We start from the raw sequence: 19010 nt of genomic DNA on the forward strand, positions 1-19010 counted from the left end.
AATCACCACACACCTGTCATTCATCCCTTGCAAACTTGGGCTAGCCTTAATCACAGACCGCCGGTGTTGCGCATCGCAGCGCAGGTTTCTGAGGGTGGTTGCTCATCGGGCATTCCTGCCACAACCCTCTGTATTTTGATGTTGGGGTGATTACCACTTGAATCAAAGCAGAGGCCTGCCATGAAGCGGAGCGAAGTCAGACAACATGTGATCGACACGATCGGGAAGATCCTCGTCGACAAAACCCTGATTCAGGAAGAGGAGGATGTGACGCTGAGTGCGCTCGAGCTGGATGAAGACGACTTCACTGAATTTTTTTCGATTCTGCAACGCGACTTTGGCATTGCCCTTCCCAATCAAATCAAAGCCGGTATCGCAGGGATGTCAGCGCATTCACCCTATGGCCAGCTGACGTTGCAAGGTCTGATTGACCTGATCCTCATGGAGAAGAAACAAAGCACTCACCATTGAGCCGCAAGCGGGATCGATTCAGAAGCGTATCTGCGGCGAAAAGGAGGATTGACCGAACGGTCGGGGAAAGCGGAGCGGGCTATCGAGCGATAGCGCCGCTTTTTCAACGCGTCTTGCCAGGCCCTAGCGCCGTGGACGACGACGCTCATCATCATTGGTGCGCACGGGAATCGGTTGCAGCTTTGGCTTTTCAATCAACCCGAGCGCGACGCCTACATCGTGAAGCCATTCTTGCAATTTGCTGTTCATATAACGCCCCTTCAGGGAAATACTCGGCAGCCAATCTCCGGACTGCCTGTAGCAGATCATAGTGCTAAGGCGCACTTTACGCCTGCTACCGAGTGTCGCGGCAGGAATTTTTTGCCCTACATGACGTTGTGACATTGCAAATCGAACAATCGAGGACTTCACGCGACAAACGGCAGTGCCGTCAGCCTGTCACCACGGGCGTCAACGCCGCGCATTCATGGGCCTGGCGACGTCTGGCAAGCAGATAGAACAGCCCGCCGCCCAGGAAACATCCTGTAAACCATGCAAAGTTGGCCATCGGCTGCAATGCCGGGACGAAGGTGATCGCAATGCCTGCGAAGGTCGCCAGGAGCAGTGCCTTGACCGCCGTGTAGTTCACGCCACCGGTGTACCAGTAGCGTCCGGTCGGTCCATCGTTGAACAGCGCGTCGACGTCGATCTGCTGCTTTTTGATCACGTAATAGTCCACCAGCAAGATGCCGAACAACGGCCCGATGAAGGCTGCGAGCACGTCCAGCGTGTAGTGAATGACGGCGGGGTTGTTGAACAGATTCCAGGGCGTGATGAAAATGGACGCCACCGCTGCGATCATCCCGCCTGCGCGCCAGCTGATCTTGCTGGGTGCAACGTTGGCGAAGTCGAACGCCGGCGACACGAAGTTGGCGACGATGTTGATGCCGATCGTCGCGGTCACGAAGGCAAACGCGCCGAGCAGCACAGCGACGTCATTGTCGATGCGCGCCACAGTGGCGATCGGGTCATGCAGCATTTCGCCGAACACCGGCAATGTTCCCGAAACGATGACCACAGTGACCAGCGAGAAGGCCAGAAAGTTGATCGGCAAGCCCCAGAAGTTGCCGCGGCGCACTTCGGACATGCTCCGGCAGTAGCGGCTGAAATCGCCAAAGTTGAGCGTAGGGCCCGAGAAGTAGGACACCACCAGCGCCGTGGCCATGATCACTTGGGTGAATGCTTCCCAGCCGGTCAGCGATTTTTCCGAGAGGGTAAAACTGATGTTGGCCCAGCCCGCTTTCCAGACAATCCAGCCCGCCAGGATGAACATCACCGCGTAGACCACCGGACCAGCCCAGTCGATGAAGCGGCGGATCGAGTCCATCCCGGTCCAGAACACCGCCGCCTGTACCACCCACAGCGCCAGGAAGCCGAACCAGCCGAGGTAGGACAAACCTGCAAAGTGCGGCTCTGCATAGACCGACATCTGTGGAAAGAAGCGCAGCACGACGATGATCAGCGCGCTTGAAGCCAGGTACGTCTGCACCCCGTACCACGCCACTGCGATCAGGCCGCGAATCACCGCAGGAATATTCGCGCCGAATACGCCGAAGGCTAGACGGCAGATCACCGGATACGGCACGGCCGCCTGCTGACTTGGCTTCGCCAGCAGGTTGGCGATCACCTGAATAATGCAGATGCCCACCAGCAACGCGATCAGCACCTGCCAGCTCGCCAGCCCAAGGGCGAACAGGCTGGCGGCGAAGACATAGCCGCCCACGCTGTGCACGTCGCTCATCCAGAACGCGAAGATGTTGTACCAGTTCCACTTCTGCGGCACAGGCCCCAGGTCCTCGTTGTACAGGCGGGGGCTGTAGCCCTTCGGCAGTGACTCGGTCATCGATTTCTCCTTCGAAGGACGAACCGGCTCCCGACAGCACTCATGCGCACACTGCGTACGGGAGCGCGTGCGGGTTGTATACGAAGAGAGAGGCAGAATGCGTGCCATTGCCGACGCGACGTTCGCGCGAGACCCCAAGACCGGGGGTTTCCGGCTATCGAAGACGCTGGAAATTTAAGTCCGAGAAGGGCGAGCGAAGGCCCTGCGCCTGCTGCCAGTGCACCGTGACCAATGTCGGTGCATTTTTATCTGGCAGGAAACGGACAATTGGAAACGCAGGAATATGTATACGATCCACGCGGGCTTTTGTTCCAGCTTATACGCCCGCGCGCTGTTGCATCTTCGTGGAACAACGTCCCGGATCACTCCGGCAACTGCGCCAGTCCATCGGGATCAGTCATCGCCCGTTCCAGCAGATCCGCCGGCAGACTCTTGCTGGCCCGAGCCCCCAGAAGCTTGAGCTGTTCGCTACGACTGACCAGATTGCCGCGCCCCTCGACGAGCTTGTTGCGCGCGGCGCCGTAGGCTTTGTCCAGTTGCTGAAGGCGGTTGCCGACTTCGTCCAGGTCCTGGATGAACAGCACGAACTTGTCGTAGAGCCACCCTGCCCGCTCGGCGATCTCCCGCGCATTCTGGCTCTGCCGCTCCTGCTTCCACAGGCTGTCGATGACCCGCAGCGTCGCCAGCAGCGTGGTCGGGCTGACGATGACGATGTTGCGATCGAACGCCTCCTGAAACATGTTCGGCTCGGCCTGCAACGCGGCAGAAAACGCTGCCTCGATCGGCACGAACAGCAAGACGAAATCGAGACTGTGCAGCCCTTCAAGGCGTTTGTAGTCCTTGCCGGACAGGCCTTTGACGTGATTGCGCAGGGACAGCACGTGTTGCTTCAGCGCCGCCTGGGAAATCACCTCATCGTCGGCCGACACGTACTGCTGATAGGCCGTCAGGCTGACCTTGGCGTCGACAACCACCTGCTTGTCGCCGGGCAACATGATCAGAACGTCGGGCTGGAAGCGTTCGCCGTCAGGCCCCTTCAAACTGACCTGGGTCTGATACTCGCGGCCCTTTTCAAGACCGGCATGCTCGAGCACCCGTTCCAGGATCAGCTCACCCCAGTTGCCCTGGGTCTTCTGACCCTTCAGCGCACGGGTCAGGTTGTTGGCTTCATCGCTCAGGCGCAGGTTGAGCTGCTGCAAGCGCTCCAATTCTTTGCTCAGGGAGAAACGTTCGCGGGCTTCGTTCTGGTAACTTTCTTCGACGCGCTTTTCGAACGACTGGATGCGCTCTTTGAGCGGGTTGAGCAACTGCCCCAACTGCTGCTGACTGGTCTCGGCGAAGCGCTGCTCACGCTCATCGAAAATCTTGCCGGCCAGCTCTGCGAACTGCGCACGGAGCTCATCGCGGGAGCCTTGCAGGTCAGTAAGCCGCTGCTGATGACTCTCCTGCTGTTCACGCAACTCGGCGCCAAGGGATGCGCACTGGGCGTCGAGTCGGCGCAGCTCGGCCTCTCTGGCGGTCCGTTCGCGGCCCCAGTCTTCCTGGGCCTCGCGCGCACCTTCATGCTGCTGGCGCAGCAACTCCACTTCCCGGCGCAGCGCCGCCAGATCCGCCTGCTTGACCGCATTGGCCTGGGCGAGATCGCTGATCTCGTCGCGGCTGGCATCAAGCTGAGCATTGAGCCCGTCCTGAGCCATCTGCGCATTACTCAAGCGTTCGTCGAGCAACGCGGCGTCCGCCTCGCGCTGCGCTAGACGCCGCTGCAACTGCCACGCGAGCCCCAACAAAGGCAATGCGGCCACCGCCAAACCCAGCAACAGGCTGGTTAACTCAAACACCATAAAATCCTGACTCCGACATTCATGCAGGCAGCATTATGCGCAGAAGCGGGCTCGACGTCCGATCCGGGTAAAAGAGTGCCAGGGAAAGGCAAAACCGCGAGCGGATGCTTCAAGAGCGGCGTGATAGAGCCAACGCTTGGGACAATCCACAGAACCTGTGGATAACTCAGTGGACAACACACCTTAAGCTCTCGCAAACGCACGTGGAATGGGGCCTGCGTTCAAACTGACGATTTTTTCACCAGCGTAAAAAAACGATGGTTTTCATTGACTTAATAATTCGTTGCATTAAATCAAGCGGTTAGCGGCCGACGTGACAGTGACATGACAGATACCTTTCGCAATGTGCACAAGTTGATTTCGGCTGTTCATAAGCCGGTTTCAGCCGCCGCGGCATCCGCTTGAAATTCGCAGGAATAAGGCACGATGCCAGCTTTTCTGCTCGATATGCTGTACTCTCTTTCCCCCGCGCTTCGACACTCGCCCACCCGATTCAAAATCAGCGCTTGCTTTGCCTCTGCAACTCCATTAGCATCGCCGCCGTTAGTACCAAGCTGAAAGTCAATTCTGATCGAACAAATCCCCCAATCCAGGTTCGCCAACTGAGCGAACGGATTGAAAACAGGGATCGATCACCTCGATGGTTTCCAGACATGAACTCACACAACCTGCCGGCGAAACGGAGGGGTGTGCAGAACATTCATGCTCTACTCAACCAGCCTGCAAATTGATCAGGATCTTCACCTCGAGCATCGAACCTTAGCTCGCGTCGTGTTGCCTGCCCTCCTAAGTACCTACCAGTCAGCCCCGCGCCACATCTTAAATGCGCTCAACTGGCTGCTTTTGTTCCAGACAGGTTCTGCGCCCTGCCCCTGACTCGCATTCGAGCATCGGTCCGCGTTTACTGGAACGTTTTTATTTTGCACGCCTCTTATTGCGTGTCGATTCAGGAAACACCCATAACATGACTACTCATATCCAGACTCAAAACGCTATTCGTACACTGACCAACGCTTTTGCCCCGATGAACTGCCTGATCATGGCAGCACGCAAAGGCTGCTTCAGCTTCACCATCGTCAACGAGCACGGTATCGCCCGCCATAGCGAGCGTTTGTACCCGGATCAATACTCCAGCGATGCTCCGCTGCAGGCTGTGATCGACCGTACCCGTCAGGCCTTAGTTGCCTGATAGGGTTGCCTGATACCGTTGACTGATACCGTCCGTCGGCTAATAACGCTGCATCGACAAGGCCTCACCCGACAAGGGTGGGGCTTTTTTGTATCTGTTTTACTTACATAAAAAGCAGCGGGGGCATCCATGAATGCCAGCCACCCTGTTCAAGCTGCACGGGAACTGACCGGAAAACAGACCTTTACACCGTAAATATCACACTACACTTCAAGTCAGCGGCTCAGGTCGCTGCCGGTGGACCCACTTCATCCCTGCTGCCAAGCGCCAGGGTCCGCCGACTCACTAACTCCCCGAGGGTGTTATGGGAATCGCCGCCAGTGAACTGTGTCGCTACGTCATCCGCCCGACGCTCATCTATCTAGGCCGACACAATCGAGCCGCCGAATCCCTGCTGCTGGGCGTCGCCGCCAGCCAGTCCGCCCTGGGTGCGGAGCTGGATAACCCGCGCGGCCACGGGCTTTACAGCATCGCCGACGCCCAACACCGCCAGCTCTGGGACCAATACCTGGCCCGCGATCCGGACCTTGCCAGCCTCGTTCGAGGCCTGGCCAGCCAGCACGCGTTTCTCACCGGGCCCGATATGGAGCTGACCGTCAACCTTCGCTACTCGACGGCCATCGCCTGGTTGATGGTCGAAGCGAGCCATATTTCACTGCCGGATGCAGATGATTCTCTGGCCATGGCGCAAATGTGGCGCGAGATATTTCAACCCGGCGGTCAACTGCAGGATTTCACCTTGGCTTGGCAAACATGGGTCAGCCCCTTGTTTCAGCCCTCTACGGCCATTTCGTGACCGATCGGTATTCAACGAAAAACCTGCGAACTTTCCGGATTGTCCTACAAGAAACGCTCTAAATAGGCTGATTCAGGCTATGGCGCGTCGGCAGAAATATTGGTAATTTCCGCGCGGTGATCAACAGGAGTTCTAACAATGAAAAAAACAATGATCAAATCCAGCCTCAGTCTCGCCATCACTCTTGCCTCCACCCAGATTTTTGCATCCGGCTTTGCCCTGAACGAGCAAAGCATCAGCGGCATGGGTACCGGTTTTGCGGGCCGTACCTCGTCCGTCGATGACGCCAGCATCGTGTACGGCAACCCGGCCGGCATGTCGCGCCTCAAGCGCGCCCAAGCGACCGTGGGGGTCGCTGCAATCGATGCCTCTACCGACATCACCGACACCAGCGGCCGCAGCACCGGTTCCAACAAAGGCGACATGGTGCCTTTCATCGCCGTACCGATGGGTTTCTACGTGAACCCGGTCGACGAGCACTGGGCATTCGGCTTTGGTGTCTATGCGCCATTTGGCCTGGTCACCGACTACGAAGATAACTTCCAGGGCCGCAACTTTGGCAGCAAGAGCATCGTCAAGGTTGTGACCTTCCAGCCGACCGTCAGCTACGCCTTCAATGACAAGGTGTCGATCGGTTTTGGTCCGACCATCAACCGTATTTCCGGTGCGCTGGAATCGGCACTCAATGTCAGCCCGCTGCTGGGTGCCCGTACGGGCGACGGCCGCGTGCAGGTCAAGGGCGATGACGTCGGTTACGGTTTCAACGCCGGTATCCTGGTTCAAGCCACCGACACCACCAGCGTGGGCCTGACCTACCACTCCAAAGTGACCTACAAGCTCGAAGGCCACACCGAAGTGACCCCGGGCGCAGGCGTACCTGCCCAAGTACTGGGCGCGGGTCGATACGACGCCAAGCTGAACATAGACACGCCTGAAACTGTGGACTTCTCGGTCACGCAGAAGATGAACGATGCCTGGAAGCTCTACGCGGGGGCCACCTGGACACGCTGGAGCCGTCTGGAAGACATCACCGTGAAGAATTCGGGCGTCACGCGCGCGGGTGGCGTCGCTGCGCCAAGCCTGGTCGGCACCATCAGTGAAGAGCAGAACTGGCACGACACCTGGGCTTACGCCGTGGGTACGTCGTATCAGTTGAACAAGCAGTGGGTGTTGCGTACCGGCCTGTCGTTCGACCAGTCGCCAACCAACAACGAGAACCGCTCGCCACGCATCCCGACCGGCGATCGCACGATCTTCAGCCTGGGCGCCGGTTACAGCCCGACTGACGACATCACCATTGATGTGGCCTACTCCTACTTGCAGGAAGAGAAGGTCAAGGTCGCCGACGCGAACGCTCTCGGTCAAAGCTACAACGCCAAGTACGACAACAGCGCCAACGGTTTCGGCGTGGGCATGACGTACCGCTTCTGATGCAGTTGGCGGGACCGGCAGATCACCTGTCCGCCATACAGAAAACCCCGCAGCCAGTGATGGCTGCGGGGTTTTTCGTTGTGGCCGGTATACTTTGCGTCAGCGCGGTTTTACGGTGTGGAGGCGATGGCCTTCTCGATAGCTGAAATCAGCTCGGGATCGTCCGGCGCGGTTTTGCTGGAGAAGCTGGCGACGACGTTGCCTTTGCGATCAACCACGTATTTATAGAAGTTCCAGCGCGGCGGATTGCCTTGCTCGGCGAGCACTTTGAACAGGTTGATGGCGTCGGCGCCCCGCACCGGCTGCGGTTCGGTCATGGTGAAGGTGACGCCGTAGTTCACGTAACACACCTTGGCGGTCTCGGCAGCGTCCTTGGACTCCTGCAGGAAATCGTCCGAGGGCACGCCGAGGACTTCAAGCCCCTCACCCTTGAAGCGCTGATTGAGCGCTTCAAGCCCTTTGAACTGCGGCGCGAAGCCACAGAAGCTCGCGGTATTGACCACGAGCATCGGCTTACCGGCGAACTGTTTGCACAAGTCGATATCCTGTTTCGCCCGCAGCTTGGGCAGCTCGCCCTGCAGCAGTGGCGGGCAATCGGCTGCCGCGGCGGCACCACTGAGGGCAAGCAACAGCAGAGGCGCGTGAATCCAGCGTAGGGCCATGGCGACGTCCATTCATGAGCGGGCAGGAAAAGTGGAGCTGTCGCTACGCTACTCCGCCGCGCGCCGAATGCCTAGCGCGCCACGGAAAAGTGGCTATCGGGGCTAACCGACTTTCTCGGTCGCGGTAAATGCCCGCTGTATCGCCTGGGGCGGTTCGCCGAAGTTGCGCAGAAACGCCTGGCGCATCCTTTCCCGATCGCCGAAACCGGTCTCCCGGGCAACCACTTCAATGGGATGTCGACTGGTTTCCATCATCGCCCGTGCCACTTCCACCCGCAGGCATTCGATGGCTTTTGCCGGGGTCTGACCGGTTTCCTCGCGAAACACCCGACTGAACTGACGAGGGCTCAACCGGGCAATGGCCGCCAGTGCGTCTATTGAAAGATCACTTTTGAGGTTCTCGCGGGCGTAGGCCAGCGCCAGTTGCACGCGGTCGGACTTGGGGTCGAGCTCCAGCAGCGTCGACAACTGGGAATGCTCGCTGCCGCGACGTTGATAGATCACCAGCTTGCGCGCGACCCGCCGGGCAATGTCGACACCAAGGTCGTTCTCCACCATCGCCAGTGCGAGGTCCAGGCCAGCGCTCATGCCTGCGCCGGTCCAGACCTGGCCGTCCACGGTGAACAGTTTGTCGTCCTCGACGCGAACGTTGGGGTAGCGCTTGCGAAACTCCGGCGCGTGAATCCAGTGCATGGTCGCTCGCTTGCCATCGAGCAGGCCTGCTTCGGCCAGCACAAACCCTCCCGTGCACAGCGAGGCCACTCGCCGCGACTGAGCGGACGCGGTGCGCACGAACTCAAGCAGGCTGGGCGTGGGCAATTGCAGGTCCATGTAGCCACTGACGATGATCGTGTCGTAACCGTCGGGCTGCAATGGCGTGGTGTTGACCGAAAAGCCTTCGGACGACATCACCGCCCCGCCGCTTTCGGACACCAGATGAAAGGAGTACGCCACCTCGCCCTGCATCAGGTTCGCGCAGGTCAGCACGGAGCCGACCGACAGGCTGAGGGACTGGAATTGCGGGTACACCACCAGCGCGACGCTATGCATGACACCTCTCCGGTTGGTCCGGAACACCATGGATAAATCTTCGATTAGCTAGCGTAGCGGGTTGTAGGAGCGTGGCTTGTCCCGCGATCTGGCGCGCAGCGGCAGCAAGTCTGCTTACGCGGACCGTTTGGCACACCGCGGCGCAGGATTTTGCTGCCGGTTCCTGGCAGATCGCGGGACAAGCCACGCTCCTACTCCTACTCCGCACGCCGGAGGCAGGACACTGCATCAATCGCACATCAGCGCCAATGTGACCAGCACCAGGGTTTCCAGCAGTTCGAGCATCGCGCCGGCGGTGTCGCCGGTGCTGCCGCCCAGACGTTGCATCATCACTCGGCGCAGCCAGAAGAAACCGCCCGCCGCAATGACCAGCACCCACGCCGCCGCACCGCCACCGATGAGCACACAGCCCACCGCCACCGCTGCCAGCACCCGCATCCCGGCCTTGCGCGGCAGGTGATCGGCCAGCGCCTGACCCAGCCCGCCGGCGCGCACGTAAGGGGTGTTCAGAAACAGCGCCAGCATCGCTGCGCGGCCGATCACCGGGGCCAGCAGCAGACCAACGCTGGTGTGCGCTTCAATCAACGCCAGCACAGCGCTGAACTTCAACAGCAACACCACCACCAGCGTGACCACGGCGATCGGGCCACTGCGTGGGTCTTTCATAATAAGCAGCGTTCGTTCGCGGTCGCCGAACCCACCGAGCCAGGCGTCCGCGCTGTCGGCAAGACCGTCCAGGTGCAGCCCTCCGCTGAGCATCACCCACGCCGCCAGCAGCAAGGCGGCATGCAGCAGTGTCGGCGCGCCGTCGAGCAGATGATCCATCGCCATCAACAGTACGCCGAACAGCAATCCCACCAGCGGGTAAAACAGCAGCGAACGCCCCGACTCCTGGGGCGTCGGCATGCCGGGCAGACGAATCGGCAGGCTGCTGAGGAACTGCAAGGCGATCCAGAACGGCAGCATTTAAGCCTCCTTCAACTCGCCGTCGGCCTGCACATCCAGACCGAACAGACCGCCGTGGGCCACCGTGACCTGCAGCAATTGCTCCCGAGGCAGACCGCGGGCGCGGGCCAACAACAGACGCATCACCCCGCCGTGACTGATCAGCAGCACGCGCTGACCGTCATATGCCCGCTGCAACCGCTCAACGGCGCCCAGCACGCGGGTGGCAAACGCCTGGACCGGCTCGCCATTGGGTGGCGTAAACCCGTATGGATCCTCCCAAAACCGCCCCAGCCCGGCAGCATCGGTTTCCATCAATTGCGCGGGGCTGTGGCCTTCCCAGTCACCGAAGTGCAATTCCTGAAGACCGGCTTCCAACTCCACCGGCAAGCCCAGCCGCCCGGCCAACTCGTCGGCAAAACGCGCGCAGCGTTGCAGCGGCGAGCTGACGATCCGGTCCCAGGGGCCACGGTCAGCCACCGCCGCACGCATCTGCTGCCAGCCGGTGTCAGTCAGGGCGTCGTCGATGCTACCGCGCAGGCCGCCGCCGAATTCGGTTTCGCCGTGGCGCAGCAGGTCCAGATGCAAGGTCATGCCGGGCGGTCTGCCACAGCGGCCTCAGCGAAGGTCGCCATGCCGTTATGCAGCTCGCAGGCCAGACGCAACAATGGCACTGCCAGCGCCGCGCCGCTGCCTTCGCCCAGACGCATGCCCAAGTCCAGCAACGGCTCGGCCTGCAGCGCGTCCAGCACCAGGCGATGGCCCGGCTCGGCGCCACGGTGGCCGAAAAACAGCCACTCCCGACACGACGGATTGATGCGCACTGCTACCAACGCCGCCACGGAACAGATAAAGCCGTCGACCAACGCAACAATGCCCTCCTGCGCGCAGGACAGGTAGGCGCCGACCAGCGCCGCGACTTCAAAACCACCGAGGGCACGCAGACTGGCCAGGGCGTCACCGACGGAAGCAGCATGCAGTTGCAGCGCACGCTCAATCACTTCGGCCTTGTGGCTCACGCCCTTTGCATCCAGACCGGTGCCGGGGCCGACCAGCGAGGCGGCCGGGCAATCGAGCAACGCGCACGCCAGCGCAGTGGCGACAGTGGTATTGCCGATGCCCATTTCGCCGCCGATGAACAGCTCGGCGCCCGCCGCCCTGGCGCGCAACACGCTGTCGCGACCGCCTTCGAGAGCCGCGTGCAGCTGCGCCTCGGTCATCGCCGGGCCATCAGCCAGATTCGCGGTGCCCGGACCGAGATTGAGGTGGCGCACGCCCGGTAGTTCCAAAGGGGCAACCGTGCCCAGATCGACGACGTCCAGCTGCGCCGACAACTGCCGCGCCAGCACGCTGATGGCCGCACCGCCCATGATGAAGTTGTGCAGCATCTGCCCGGTGACTTCCTGGGGGTACGCCGAAACCCCTTCAGCGACCACGCCGTGATCGCCGGCAAAAATCGCGATCCAGACCTCATCGACCTTCGGCTTCGGGCGACCCTGCAGGCCGGCCAGTTGCACCGCTACGTCTTCCAGCCGGCCCAGCGAGCCGGTCGGCTTGGTCAATTGCTTCTGACGGGCCAGCGCGTCTTCGCGGCTGGCTTGGTCGACGTCACAGGCAGGCGCGAGCCACCAGGCGTTACTCATAGTGCGGGTCCTTTAAGGGTCATGGGCAGTCCGGCGACGGTGAACACTACGCGATGGCAACGTTCGGCCAGCGCCTGATGCAGCCAGCCGGCTTCATCGACATAACGACGGGTCAGCTCACCGAGGGGCACGACGCCGAGCCCGGTTTCATTGCTGACAAAAATGATCTCGCCCGGCAGTTCAGCCAGGCCATCGAGTAAGGCTTCACGCTCTTGAGCCAAGCGCTGCGGATCGTCCAGCATCAGCAGATTGGTCAGCCACAGGGTCAGGCAGTCCACCAACAGGCAGCGGCCCTCCCCGGCGTTTTCCCGGAGCACGCGGGCCAGTTCGACAGGTTCTTCGATCAGCCCCCACTCCGCCGGACGACGCTCGCGGTGCAAGGCGACGCGCTGGTTCATTTCGCCGTCGAGGCGCTGACTGGTGGCGATATAGATGACATTCAGGCCGCTGTCGCTGGCAAGCTTTTCAGCCAGCCGGCTTTTGCCGGAGCGCGCGCCGCCGAGAATCAATTGCAGCATCAGGGTTGCTCCAGGCCGCAGAGTTCGCGTAACAATTTACCGTCCAGGTGGGTTTCCACCAGATCGGCCAAGCGTTCGATGTCGCGCTCGCGCAGGGCGTGGTAATCCACCGACTGCACGTTCTGCAACCCAGCCCACCGCAGCAAGGCGCTGCTCGACGCGGGGTTCTCGAACAGCCCGTGCAAATAAGTGCCAAGGACCTGGCCGTCAGGGCTGCACGCGCCATCGCAGCGACCGTCGGCGAGCTGGACCAATGGACGTTCCAGCGCTACGCCGGTGGTCACGCCCGCATGAATCTCATAACCGCTGACGTCAGCGTCTTCGAGGGTCAGCCGCCCGTTGACGTTGCGCAGTTGCTTCTCTTCTTCCAGGACCGTGCTGAGAGCCAACAACCCCAGGCCCGGGCTTGAACCCGCCGCGCCTTCCAGCCCCAGCGGGTCATGCAACTGTTCGCCGAGCATTTGCAGACCACCGCAGATCCCCAGCACTTTCCCTCCGTATCGCAGGTGGCGGCTGATAGCGGTGTCCCAGCCATTGGCGCGCAGGTAGGAGAGATCGCTGCGCACGCTTTTCGAGCCGGGCAGGATGATCAGATCAGCGCCAGGAATGGCCTGCCCCGGCCCGACGAATTGCAGATTGACCTGGGGGTGCAGGCGCAATGGGTCAAAGTCGGTGTGATTACTGATGCGCGGCAAGACCGGCACAATGACATTGAGCACCTGCTCGGCCTTGTCAGTCTGGCGCTGGTCGAGGCCGTCTTCAGCCTCCAGATGCAGGTCCATCACGTAGGGCAGCACGCCGACCACCGGTTTGCCGGTGCGCTGTTCGAGCCAGTCGAGGCCGGGTTGCAACAGGGCGATGTCGCCGCGAAAGCGATTGATGATGAAGCCTCTGACCCGCGCCTGCTCGCTGGGCGACAGCAATTCCAGCGTGCCGACCAGATGGGCGAAAACCCCGCCGCGATTGATGTCTGCCACCAGCAGCACCGGGCAATCCACCGCTTCGGCAAAGCCCATGTTGGCGATGTCGCCCGCGCGCAGATTGATCTCGGCCGGCGAACCGGCGCCTTCGACCATGACCACCGGCCAGCCTTCGCTGAGGCGGCGGTGGGAAGCGAGTACGGCTTGCATGGCGATGGCTTTGTAGTCGTGGTAGGCCACGGCGTTCATGGTGGTGACGGCGCGACCGTGAATGATCACTTGGGCGCCGGTATCACTGTTGGGTTTGAGCAGCACCGGGTTCATGTCGGTGTGGGGTTCGAGGCCGCAGGCCTGGGCTTGCACGGCCTGGGCGCGGCCGATCTCGCCGCCATCGGCGGTCACCGCGCTGTTCAACGCCATGTTCTGCGGTTTGAACGGCACGGTGCGCACGCCCTGGCGGGTCAGCCAGCGGCACAGCGCCGTCACCAGCGTGCTTTTGCCGGCGTCGGAGGTGGTGCCCTGAACCATCAGGGTTTTGCCGAGGGTCATGAGCGCTCCCGGGAGAATTCGCTCAGCGCCTGTTCCAGACGCTGCCAGTCCGCTTCTTCGCGGGGCAGGCCGAAACGCAGGCTGCTGTTGTGAGTAAAGATGCGCAGGAGGATGCCTCGCTGTGCGCAGAACGTATAAAGCTCTTCCGCCAGCGGCGTGATCAGCCACTGGAACAACGCGCAGCCGCCCTTCGGCGCGAAACCGCAGCGATTGAGCACGTCTACCAGACGCTGGCTGGCCTGCTCGGTGCGCTGACGCTGGCGTTGATGGCCGGCCAAGTCGTTGAGACAGGCCTGACCGATGATCCGCGTCGGCCCGCTGACCGACCAGGGCCCGATCTGCCGCGCCATGACTTTGAGAAAGCGCGGCTCCGCCAGCACAAAACCCAGGCGCACACCGGCCAGCCCGAAAAACTTGCCGAACGAGCGCAGCACGATCAGGCCCGCGCGCTGGGTGTAAGCCGCCAGGCTCAACTCCGGCGTGTTGTCCATGAACGCTTCGTCCACCACCAGCCAGGCGCCGCGCTGGGCCAGACGCGCGTGCCATTCCAGCAGACGTTCGGGCGGCAGGCTCAGACCGGTGGGGTTGTTCGGGTTGACCACAACAACCACATCAAGGGTGTCGATGAACCGCTCCACTTCGTGCTCAAGCACTTCGCGCACGAGAAAACCGGTGTTGCGCCAGGCTTCTGCGTGTTCGGCGTAACACGGCGACAACACGCCCACCTTGCCCGCCTGACGCAGACGCGGCAGCGCCTGGATCGCCGCCTGGGAACCGGCCACCGGCAGCACGTCCGTGGCGCCGTAATAGCGGCGGGCAGCGGCTTCCAGACCGTCGTCAGTCTCCGGAAGGCGGGCCCACGCCGCTTCAGGGATGACCGGAATCGGCCACGACCACGGCGAAATCCCGCTGGACAGGTCGAGCCAGTCCGCCTCATCAATGCCGTACTTCAGGACTGCGCCACGCAATCGACCGCCGTGTTCAAGCATAGAATTCTGTCCCCAGACACAAGATCAGCAACCACAGCCACACGCCGCGCTGCACCAGTTGCCAACCGCGATCGATGGCGTTCGCGTCCGCTGGCACGCCTTCGCCCAGCGTCGCGCGCTCATGCAGTTCGCCGTGATAAATCGCCGGACCACCCAGTTCGACGCCCAGCGTACCGGCGCCGGCCGCCATCACCGGGCCTGCGTTGGGGCTGTCCCACTTCGGTGCCTGGGTGCGCCAGCAACGCAGGGCCAGCCGGGTATTGCCCAGCAGCGCGTAGGTCAACGCCACCAGGCGGGCGGGAATGTAGTTAAGCAGGTCGTCGATTTTCGCCGCCGCCCAGCCGAAGCGTTCGAAGCGCTCGTTGCGATAGCCCCACATGGCGTCGAGGGTGTTGCTCAGTCGGTAGAGCACCACGCCCGGCGCGCCGAGCACCACAAACCAGAAAATCGCCGCAAACACCGCGTCGCTGCCGTTTTCCAGCACCGATTCCGTGGCCGCACGGGCCACTTCAGTGCTGTCCAGCTCTGAGGTCTGGCGACTGACCAGATAGCCGACCCGTCGACGCGCTTCGTCCAGGTCGTTACTGCGCAGCGCCTGGGCGACCGGCTCGACGTGCTCGCCCAGACTGCGAAGACCCAACGCGCAGTACAGCGCCAGCACGTCCACCAACCAGCCAACCAACGGCAGCCAGCTGAGCAACGTGGCGATCAGCGTCAACGGAATCACGGCGATGAACCACGCCGTCACGCCATGGCTGCGCCAGCCCCGGCCGGCGGCATTCAGGCGTTGTTCGATGCGTTCGGCAAAACGGCCGAACGCCACCAGCGGGTGGTTCCGTTTTGGCTCGCCGAGCAACGCGTCCAGCGCGACCCCGGCGACGCTCAATAACGCCACACTCATGCAATCACTCCCCATGTGTTCTCGTAGACCAGCTCTTGCAGCGCGCGCGGCTGCGCCCAGCCTTCCATCACCAGCATCGGCGCCGGGTAGAATTCCTTCACAGGGCCCAGGCACAAAATCGCCAGGGGTTTCGAACCGGCTGGCATCTGCAGCAGATCGGCCAGAGCCCGGGGATCGAACAGCGACACCCAGCCCATGCCGAGGCCTTCGGCACGCGCCGCCAGCCAGAGGTTTTGAATGGCGCACGACAGCGACGCCATGTCCATTTCCGGCAAGGTGCGGCGGCCGAAGATGTGTTTGTCGCGGTCGTCCATCAACGCGGCGACCAGCACCTCGGCGCAGTCGCTGATGCCCTCGACCTTCAGCTTCATGAAATCGTCGGACCGCTCGCCCAGGGCTTCGGCGGTGCGAATACGCTCCTCCTCGACCTGCGCCTGAATTTGCGCACGCAATGCCTTGTCGGTGATGCGCAGGAAGCGCCACGGCTGCATCAGGCCGACGCTCGGCGCGTGGTGGGCGGCTTCGAGCAGGCGGGCGAGCAACTGCGGCGCGACCGTGCCACCGCAGAAGTGGCGCATGTCGCGACGCTCGGCGATGGCGCGGTAAACGGCCGCGCGTTCGGGGTCGGTGAACGTGTGGTCAGTCATGCAAGCGAGCTCATGGCAAAAACAGCGCCGCCACCGCCTGGGGATTGGAGGGGAAGTAAAAGTGCACGTACGACGCGGTCATGCGCCCTTCGCGGTACACCGCTTCGGCGCCGCGTCCGCCATTGGGGCTGAGGCCGCGGGCGATGGGCGTCAGTTCGGTGCTGGTCAGGGAGTGGTGATAGGTGTGGCCGCGCAAGGTGCCTTCAGGCAGCTCGACCGATTGCAGGGCCAGGGCCGCCAGACGCTTTTGCATCACGGCTTCGCCCTTGAGCAAGCCCACCCCTTCGGCGCGCTGGCCGTCGACATCGGTCAGGGCATCGAGCAGATACAACATGCCGCCGCATTCGGCGAGCAGAGGTTTGCCGGCGGCGTGGTGCGCGCGAATCGAAGCCACCATGCCGTGGTTTTCCGCCAGCGCCGCGTGGTGCAATTCCGGGTAACCGCCGGGCAGATACAGGCTGTCGACGTCGGGCAATTCGCGGTCGCGGATCGGCGAGAAGAATGACAATTCGGCGCCCATCTCTCGCAACAGGTCCAGGCTGGCACCGTAGAAAAACGCGAACGCCTCGTCGTGGGCGATGGCGATTTTCACGCCGGCCAGCAGCGGTTCGGCGGGAACGAAGTCGGGCGCGGTGAAGGTCACGGCCGGCGGCAACGTGGCGTCGCAGGTGCTGGCCAGCGCGTTGGCAGCCGTGTCGAGGCGCATATCGAGGTCATTCAGTTCGCTGGCCTGAACCAGGCCGAGGTGCCGGCTCGGCAGCTCAATGCCGGTTTCACGGGACAGCGCGCCGTACCAGCGCAGGCCTTCGGTCAGACTGCCTTCCAGCAACTGCGCATGGCGCACCGTGCCGACGCGATTGGCGAGCACACCGGCAAACGGCAGATCCGGCTGATACCGCGCCAGTCCCAGCGCCAGTGCGCCAAAGGTCTGGGCCATGGCAGTGCCGTCGATCACGCCCAGCACCGGCACACCGAAGCGCCGGGCCAGGTCGGCGCTGGACGGCGTGCCGTCGAACAAGCCCATGACGCCTTCGATAAGGATCAGGTCTGCATCGGCGGCCGCCTCCCACAACAGGCGCCGACTTTCGTCCTCGCCGATCATCCACATGTCCAGTTGGTACACCGGATGGCCGCTGGCGCGCTCGAGAATCATCGGGTCGAGAAAGTCGGGCCCGCATTTGAACACGCGCACCTTGCGCCCCTGATTACGGTGCAAACGGGCCAGTGCGGCGGTGACGGTGGTTTTGCCCTGACCGGACGCGGGGGCGGCGATCAATACTGCCGGGCAGTGCCGGGGCTGGCGCTCACTCACAGTTCGATGCCTTTCTGCGCCTTGATCCCAGACTGAAAGGCATGCTTGACCACGCCGATTTCCGACACGGTGTCTGACAGGTCTATCAACTCCTGCTTCGCCCCGCGACCGGTGACGATCACGTGCTGCATCGGCGGGCGTGCCTGCAGGTCGATCAGCACCTGCTCCAGGTCCAGATAACCGTGCTTGAGGGCGATGTTCAGCTCGTCGAGCACGACCATGCCGATGGAGTCATCCTTGAGCATTTCCCGAGTCACGGCCCAGGCGGCTTCGGCGGCGGCGATGTCACGCTGGCGGTCCTGGGTTTCCCAGGTGAAGCCCTCGCCCATCACGCGGTAACGCACTTGTTCGGGGAAGCGGCGGAAAAACATCTCTTCGCCGGTGCTGTGCCGGCCTTTGATGAACTGCACGACGCCGCACTGCATGCCGTGGCCCATGGCGCGGGCGAGCATGCCGAAGGCCGAGCTGCTCTTGCCCTTGCCGTTGCCGGTCAAGACCAGCAGCAACCCGCATTCATTCGGCGCGCTGGAAATGCGCTCGTCCATCACCGCCTTTTTGCGCAGCATGCGCGCCAGGTGGCGTTCGTCACGTTCGGGGGATTCGCTCATCTCAGCTCTCCGCTTGAGGGCAGGTGTGGCAAACGGAGGGCACAGGCAAAGACTGTCAGCAGGCACCGGACATGGCCCGGCCTGCAGCAGAGCATCGCCCTCCGTGATGCTGTTCGATGGATCAGGCCGGTCTCCGGACTCATGAGTTGCCACCGACGTGGCAGGCCAGGCGCCTTCCCATGTTCAGCGAACACAGTGGCATTGTGCGTGGCCTTGACTCATTTACCGTTGCGGAGGCAGCGCCGGAATTGATCGCACGAGCAATCGCACCGGCTTCCCTGTTTCACCCTGTGGACCAACGAAGTCCCGGGCACCTGAAACATGGCGCGAAGGTTAGAGGGTTGACCCCAGAGCGTCAATCAAGGGATCGCACATGACAGGTGCATGCGAAACATCAGGTCCTGACTGGCCACTGCCTGAAACGCAAAATCGTGGGAGCCGGCTTGCTGGCGAAGGCGTCGGGCCACACGACAGTGCATCGTCTGCACGAATGCATTCGCCAGAAAGCTTGCTCCCGCAGGTTTTGCGGCCAATGCGGACGTCGGTAAGCCACGCCCCATTGTAGGAGCGGGGGGGGGGGGGGGGGGGGGGGGGGGGGGGGGGGGGGGGGGGGGGGGGGGGGCTGGGGCGGGGGGGGGCGGGCCGCCCGGGCGCGG

At 62.3% G+C, this 19010-nt stretch carries 19 protein-coding genes and 1 riboswitch; of the genes, 4 read left to right on the top strand and 15 right to left on the bottom strand.

What is annotated here, in order from left to right:
- Positions 1-180: 180 nt before the first annotated feature.
- Positions 181-471 carry a hypothetical protein gene (locus tag ACYAR8_RS04080; protein ID WP_108120452.1) on the top strand — a complete coding sequence of 97 codons (291 nt, stop codon included), beginning with the start codon at positions 181-183 and terminating at the stop codon, positions 469-471.
- Positions 472-594: 123 nt separating this feature from the next.
- Here ACYAR8_RS04080 and ACYAR8_RS04085 read toward each other — a convergent pair whose 3' ends face one another.
- The 3 genes from ACYAR8_RS04085 to ACYAR8_RS04095 form a co-directional block, all read right to left on the bottom strand.
- A complete protein-coding gene (locus ACYAR8_RS04085) occupies positions 595-720 on the bottom strand; it encodes a PA1414 family protein (RefSeq protein ID WP_108120454.1) in 126 nt (41 codons plus the stop codon).
- A 181-nt stretch (positions 721-901) separates the two neighbouring features.
- Positions 902-2353 carry an NCS1 family nucleobase:cation symporter-1 gene (locus ACYAR8_RS04090; RefSeq protein ID WP_463579148.1) on the bottom strand — a complete coding sequence of 484 codons (1452 nt, stop codon included), beginning with the start codon at positions 2351-2353 and terminating at the stop codon, positions 902-904.
- Positions 2354-2715: 362 nt separating this feature from the next.
- The gene (locus ACYAR8_RS04095; RefSeq protein ID WP_175514178.1) at positions 2716-4080 is read right to left on the bottom strand and encodes a DNA recombination protein RmuC; all 1365 of its coding nucleotides are present in this window, start codon (positions 4078-4080) and stop codon (positions 2716-2718) included.
- A gap of 1078 nt (positions 4081-5158) precedes the next feature.
- Between ACYAR8_RS04095 and ACYAR8_RS04100 the strand changes: the two genes are divergently transcribed.
- The 3 genes from ACYAR8_RS04100 to ACYAR8_RS04110 all read left to right on the top strand — a co-directional run bounded on the left by ACYAR8_RS04100 (position 5159) and on the right by ACYAR8_RS04110 (position 7610).
- Positions 5159-5383, top strand: a complete 225-nt coding sequence (locus tag ACYAR8_RS04100; RefSeq protein WP_065992924.1) for a hypothetical protein — start codon at positions 5159-5161, stop codon at positions 5381-5383.
- A gap of 304 nt (positions 5384-5687) precedes the next feature.
- Positions 5688-6179: a hypothetical protein gene (locus tag ACYAR8_RS04105; protein WP_074890927.1), complete on the top strand. Its 492-nt coding sequence runs from the start codon at positions 5688-5690 to the stop codon at positions 6177-6179.
- Positions 6180-6317: 138 nt separating this feature from the next.
- Positions 6318-7610, top strand: a complete 1293-nt coding sequence (locus ACYAR8_RS04110; protein ID WP_074890929.1) for an OmpP1/FadL family transporter — start codon at positions 6318-6320, stop codon at positions 7608-7610.
- Between the two features lie 110 nt (positions 7611-7720).
- Here ACYAR8_RS04110 and ACYAR8_RS04115 read toward each other — a convergent pair whose 3' ends face one another.
- The 12 genes from ACYAR8_RS04115 to cobO all read right to left on the bottom strand — a co-directional run bounded on the left by ACYAR8_RS04115 (position 7721) and on the right by cobO (position 18354).
- Complete coding sequence (locus ACYAR8_RS04115; RefSeq protein ID WP_108120460.1) at positions 7721-8272, bottom strand: thioredoxin domain-containing protein; 552 nt, start codon at positions 8270-8272, stop codon at positions 7721-7723.
- A 102-nt stretch (positions 8273-8374) separates the two neighbouring features.
- Positions 8375-9322, bottom strand: a complete 948-nt coding sequence (locus ACYAR8_RS04120; protein WP_074890932.1) for a GlxA family transcriptional regulator — start codon at positions 9320-9322, stop codon at positions 8375-8377.
- Between the two features lie 228 nt (positions 9323-9550).
- Positions 9551-10288 (bottom strand): adenosylcobinamide-GDP ribazoletransferase, encoded by a 738-nt coding sequence (locus tag ACYAR8_RS04125; RefSeq protein WP_463579149.1) that lies wholly within the window; start codon positions 10286-10288, stop codon positions 9551-9553.
- Positions 10289-10861 (bottom strand): alpha-ribazole phosphatase family protein, encoded by a 573-nt coding sequence (gene cobC / locus ACYAR8_RS04130; RefSeq protein WP_463579150.1) that lies wholly within the window; start codon positions 10859-10861, stop codon positions 10289-10291.
- A complete protein-coding gene (cobT, locus tag ACYAR8_RS04135; protein WP_463579151.1) occupies positions 10858-11910 on the bottom strand; it encodes a nicotinate-nucleotide--dimethylbenzimidazole phosphoribosyltransferase in 1053 nt (350 codons plus the stop codon). The genes cobC and cobT overlap by 4 nt, the downstream gene beginning before the upstream one ends.
- Complete coding sequence (cobU, locus tag ACYAR8_RS04140; protein ID WP_463579152.1) at positions 11907-12428, bottom strand: bifunctional adenosylcobinamide kinase/adenosylcobinamide-phosphate guanylyltransferase; 522 nt, start codon at positions 12426-12428, stop codon at positions 11907-11909. The genes cobT and cobU overlap by 4 nt, the downstream gene beginning before the upstream one ends.
- A complete protein-coding gene (locus tag ACYAR8_RS04145; RefSeq protein WP_463579153.1) occupies positions 12428-13897 on the bottom strand; it encodes a cobyric acid synthase in 1470 nt (489 codons plus the stop codon). Before ACYAR8_RS04145 ends, cobU begins: the two co-directional genes overlap by 1 nt.
- On the bottom strand, positions 13894-14886 hold the full coding sequence (gene cobD, locus ACYAR8_RS04150) for a threonine-phosphate decarboxylase CobD (RefSeq protein ID WP_463579154.1): 993 nt from the start codon (positions 14884-14886) through the stop codon (positions 13894-13896). Before cobD ends, ACYAR8_RS04145 begins: the two co-directional genes overlap by 4 nt.
- Positions 14879-15787 (bottom strand): adenosylcobinamide-phosphate synthase CbiB, encoded by a 909-nt coding sequence (gene cbiB / locus ACYAR8_RS04155; protein WP_463579155.1) that lies wholly within the window; start codon positions 15785-15787, stop codon positions 14879-14881. Before cbiB ends, cobD begins: the two co-directional genes overlap by 8 nt.
- A complete protein-coding gene (gene bluB, locus ACYAR8_RS04160) occupies positions 15784-16434 on the bottom strand; it encodes a 5,6-dimethylbenzimidazole synthase (RefSeq protein WP_463579156.1) in 651 nt (216 codons plus the stop codon). The genes cbiB and bluB overlap by 4 nt, the downstream gene beginning before the upstream one ends.
- A 10-nt stretch (positions 16435-16444) precedes the next feature.
- Positions 16445-17746 carry a cobyrinate a,c-diamide synthase gene (locus ACYAR8_RS04165; RefSeq protein ID WP_463579157.1) on the bottom strand — a complete coding sequence of 434 codons (1302 nt, stop codon included), beginning with the start codon at positions 17744-17746 and terminating at the stop codon, positions 16445-16447.
- On the bottom strand, positions 17743-18354 hold the full coding sequence (cobO, locus tag ACYAR8_RS04170; protein WP_463579158.1) for a cob(I)yrinic acid a,c-diamide adenosyltransferase: 612 nt from the start codon (positions 18352-18354) through the stop codon (positions 17743-17745). The genes ACYAR8_RS04165 and cobO overlap by 4 nt, the downstream gene beginning before the upstream one ends.
- Positions 18355-18461: 107 nt before the next feature.
- Positions 18462-18687, bottom strand: a riboswitch (cobalamin riboswitch).
- Positions 18688-19010: the final 323 nt, after the last annotated feature.

The organism is Pseudomonas sp. HP_01 (genome assembly GCF_055284355.1).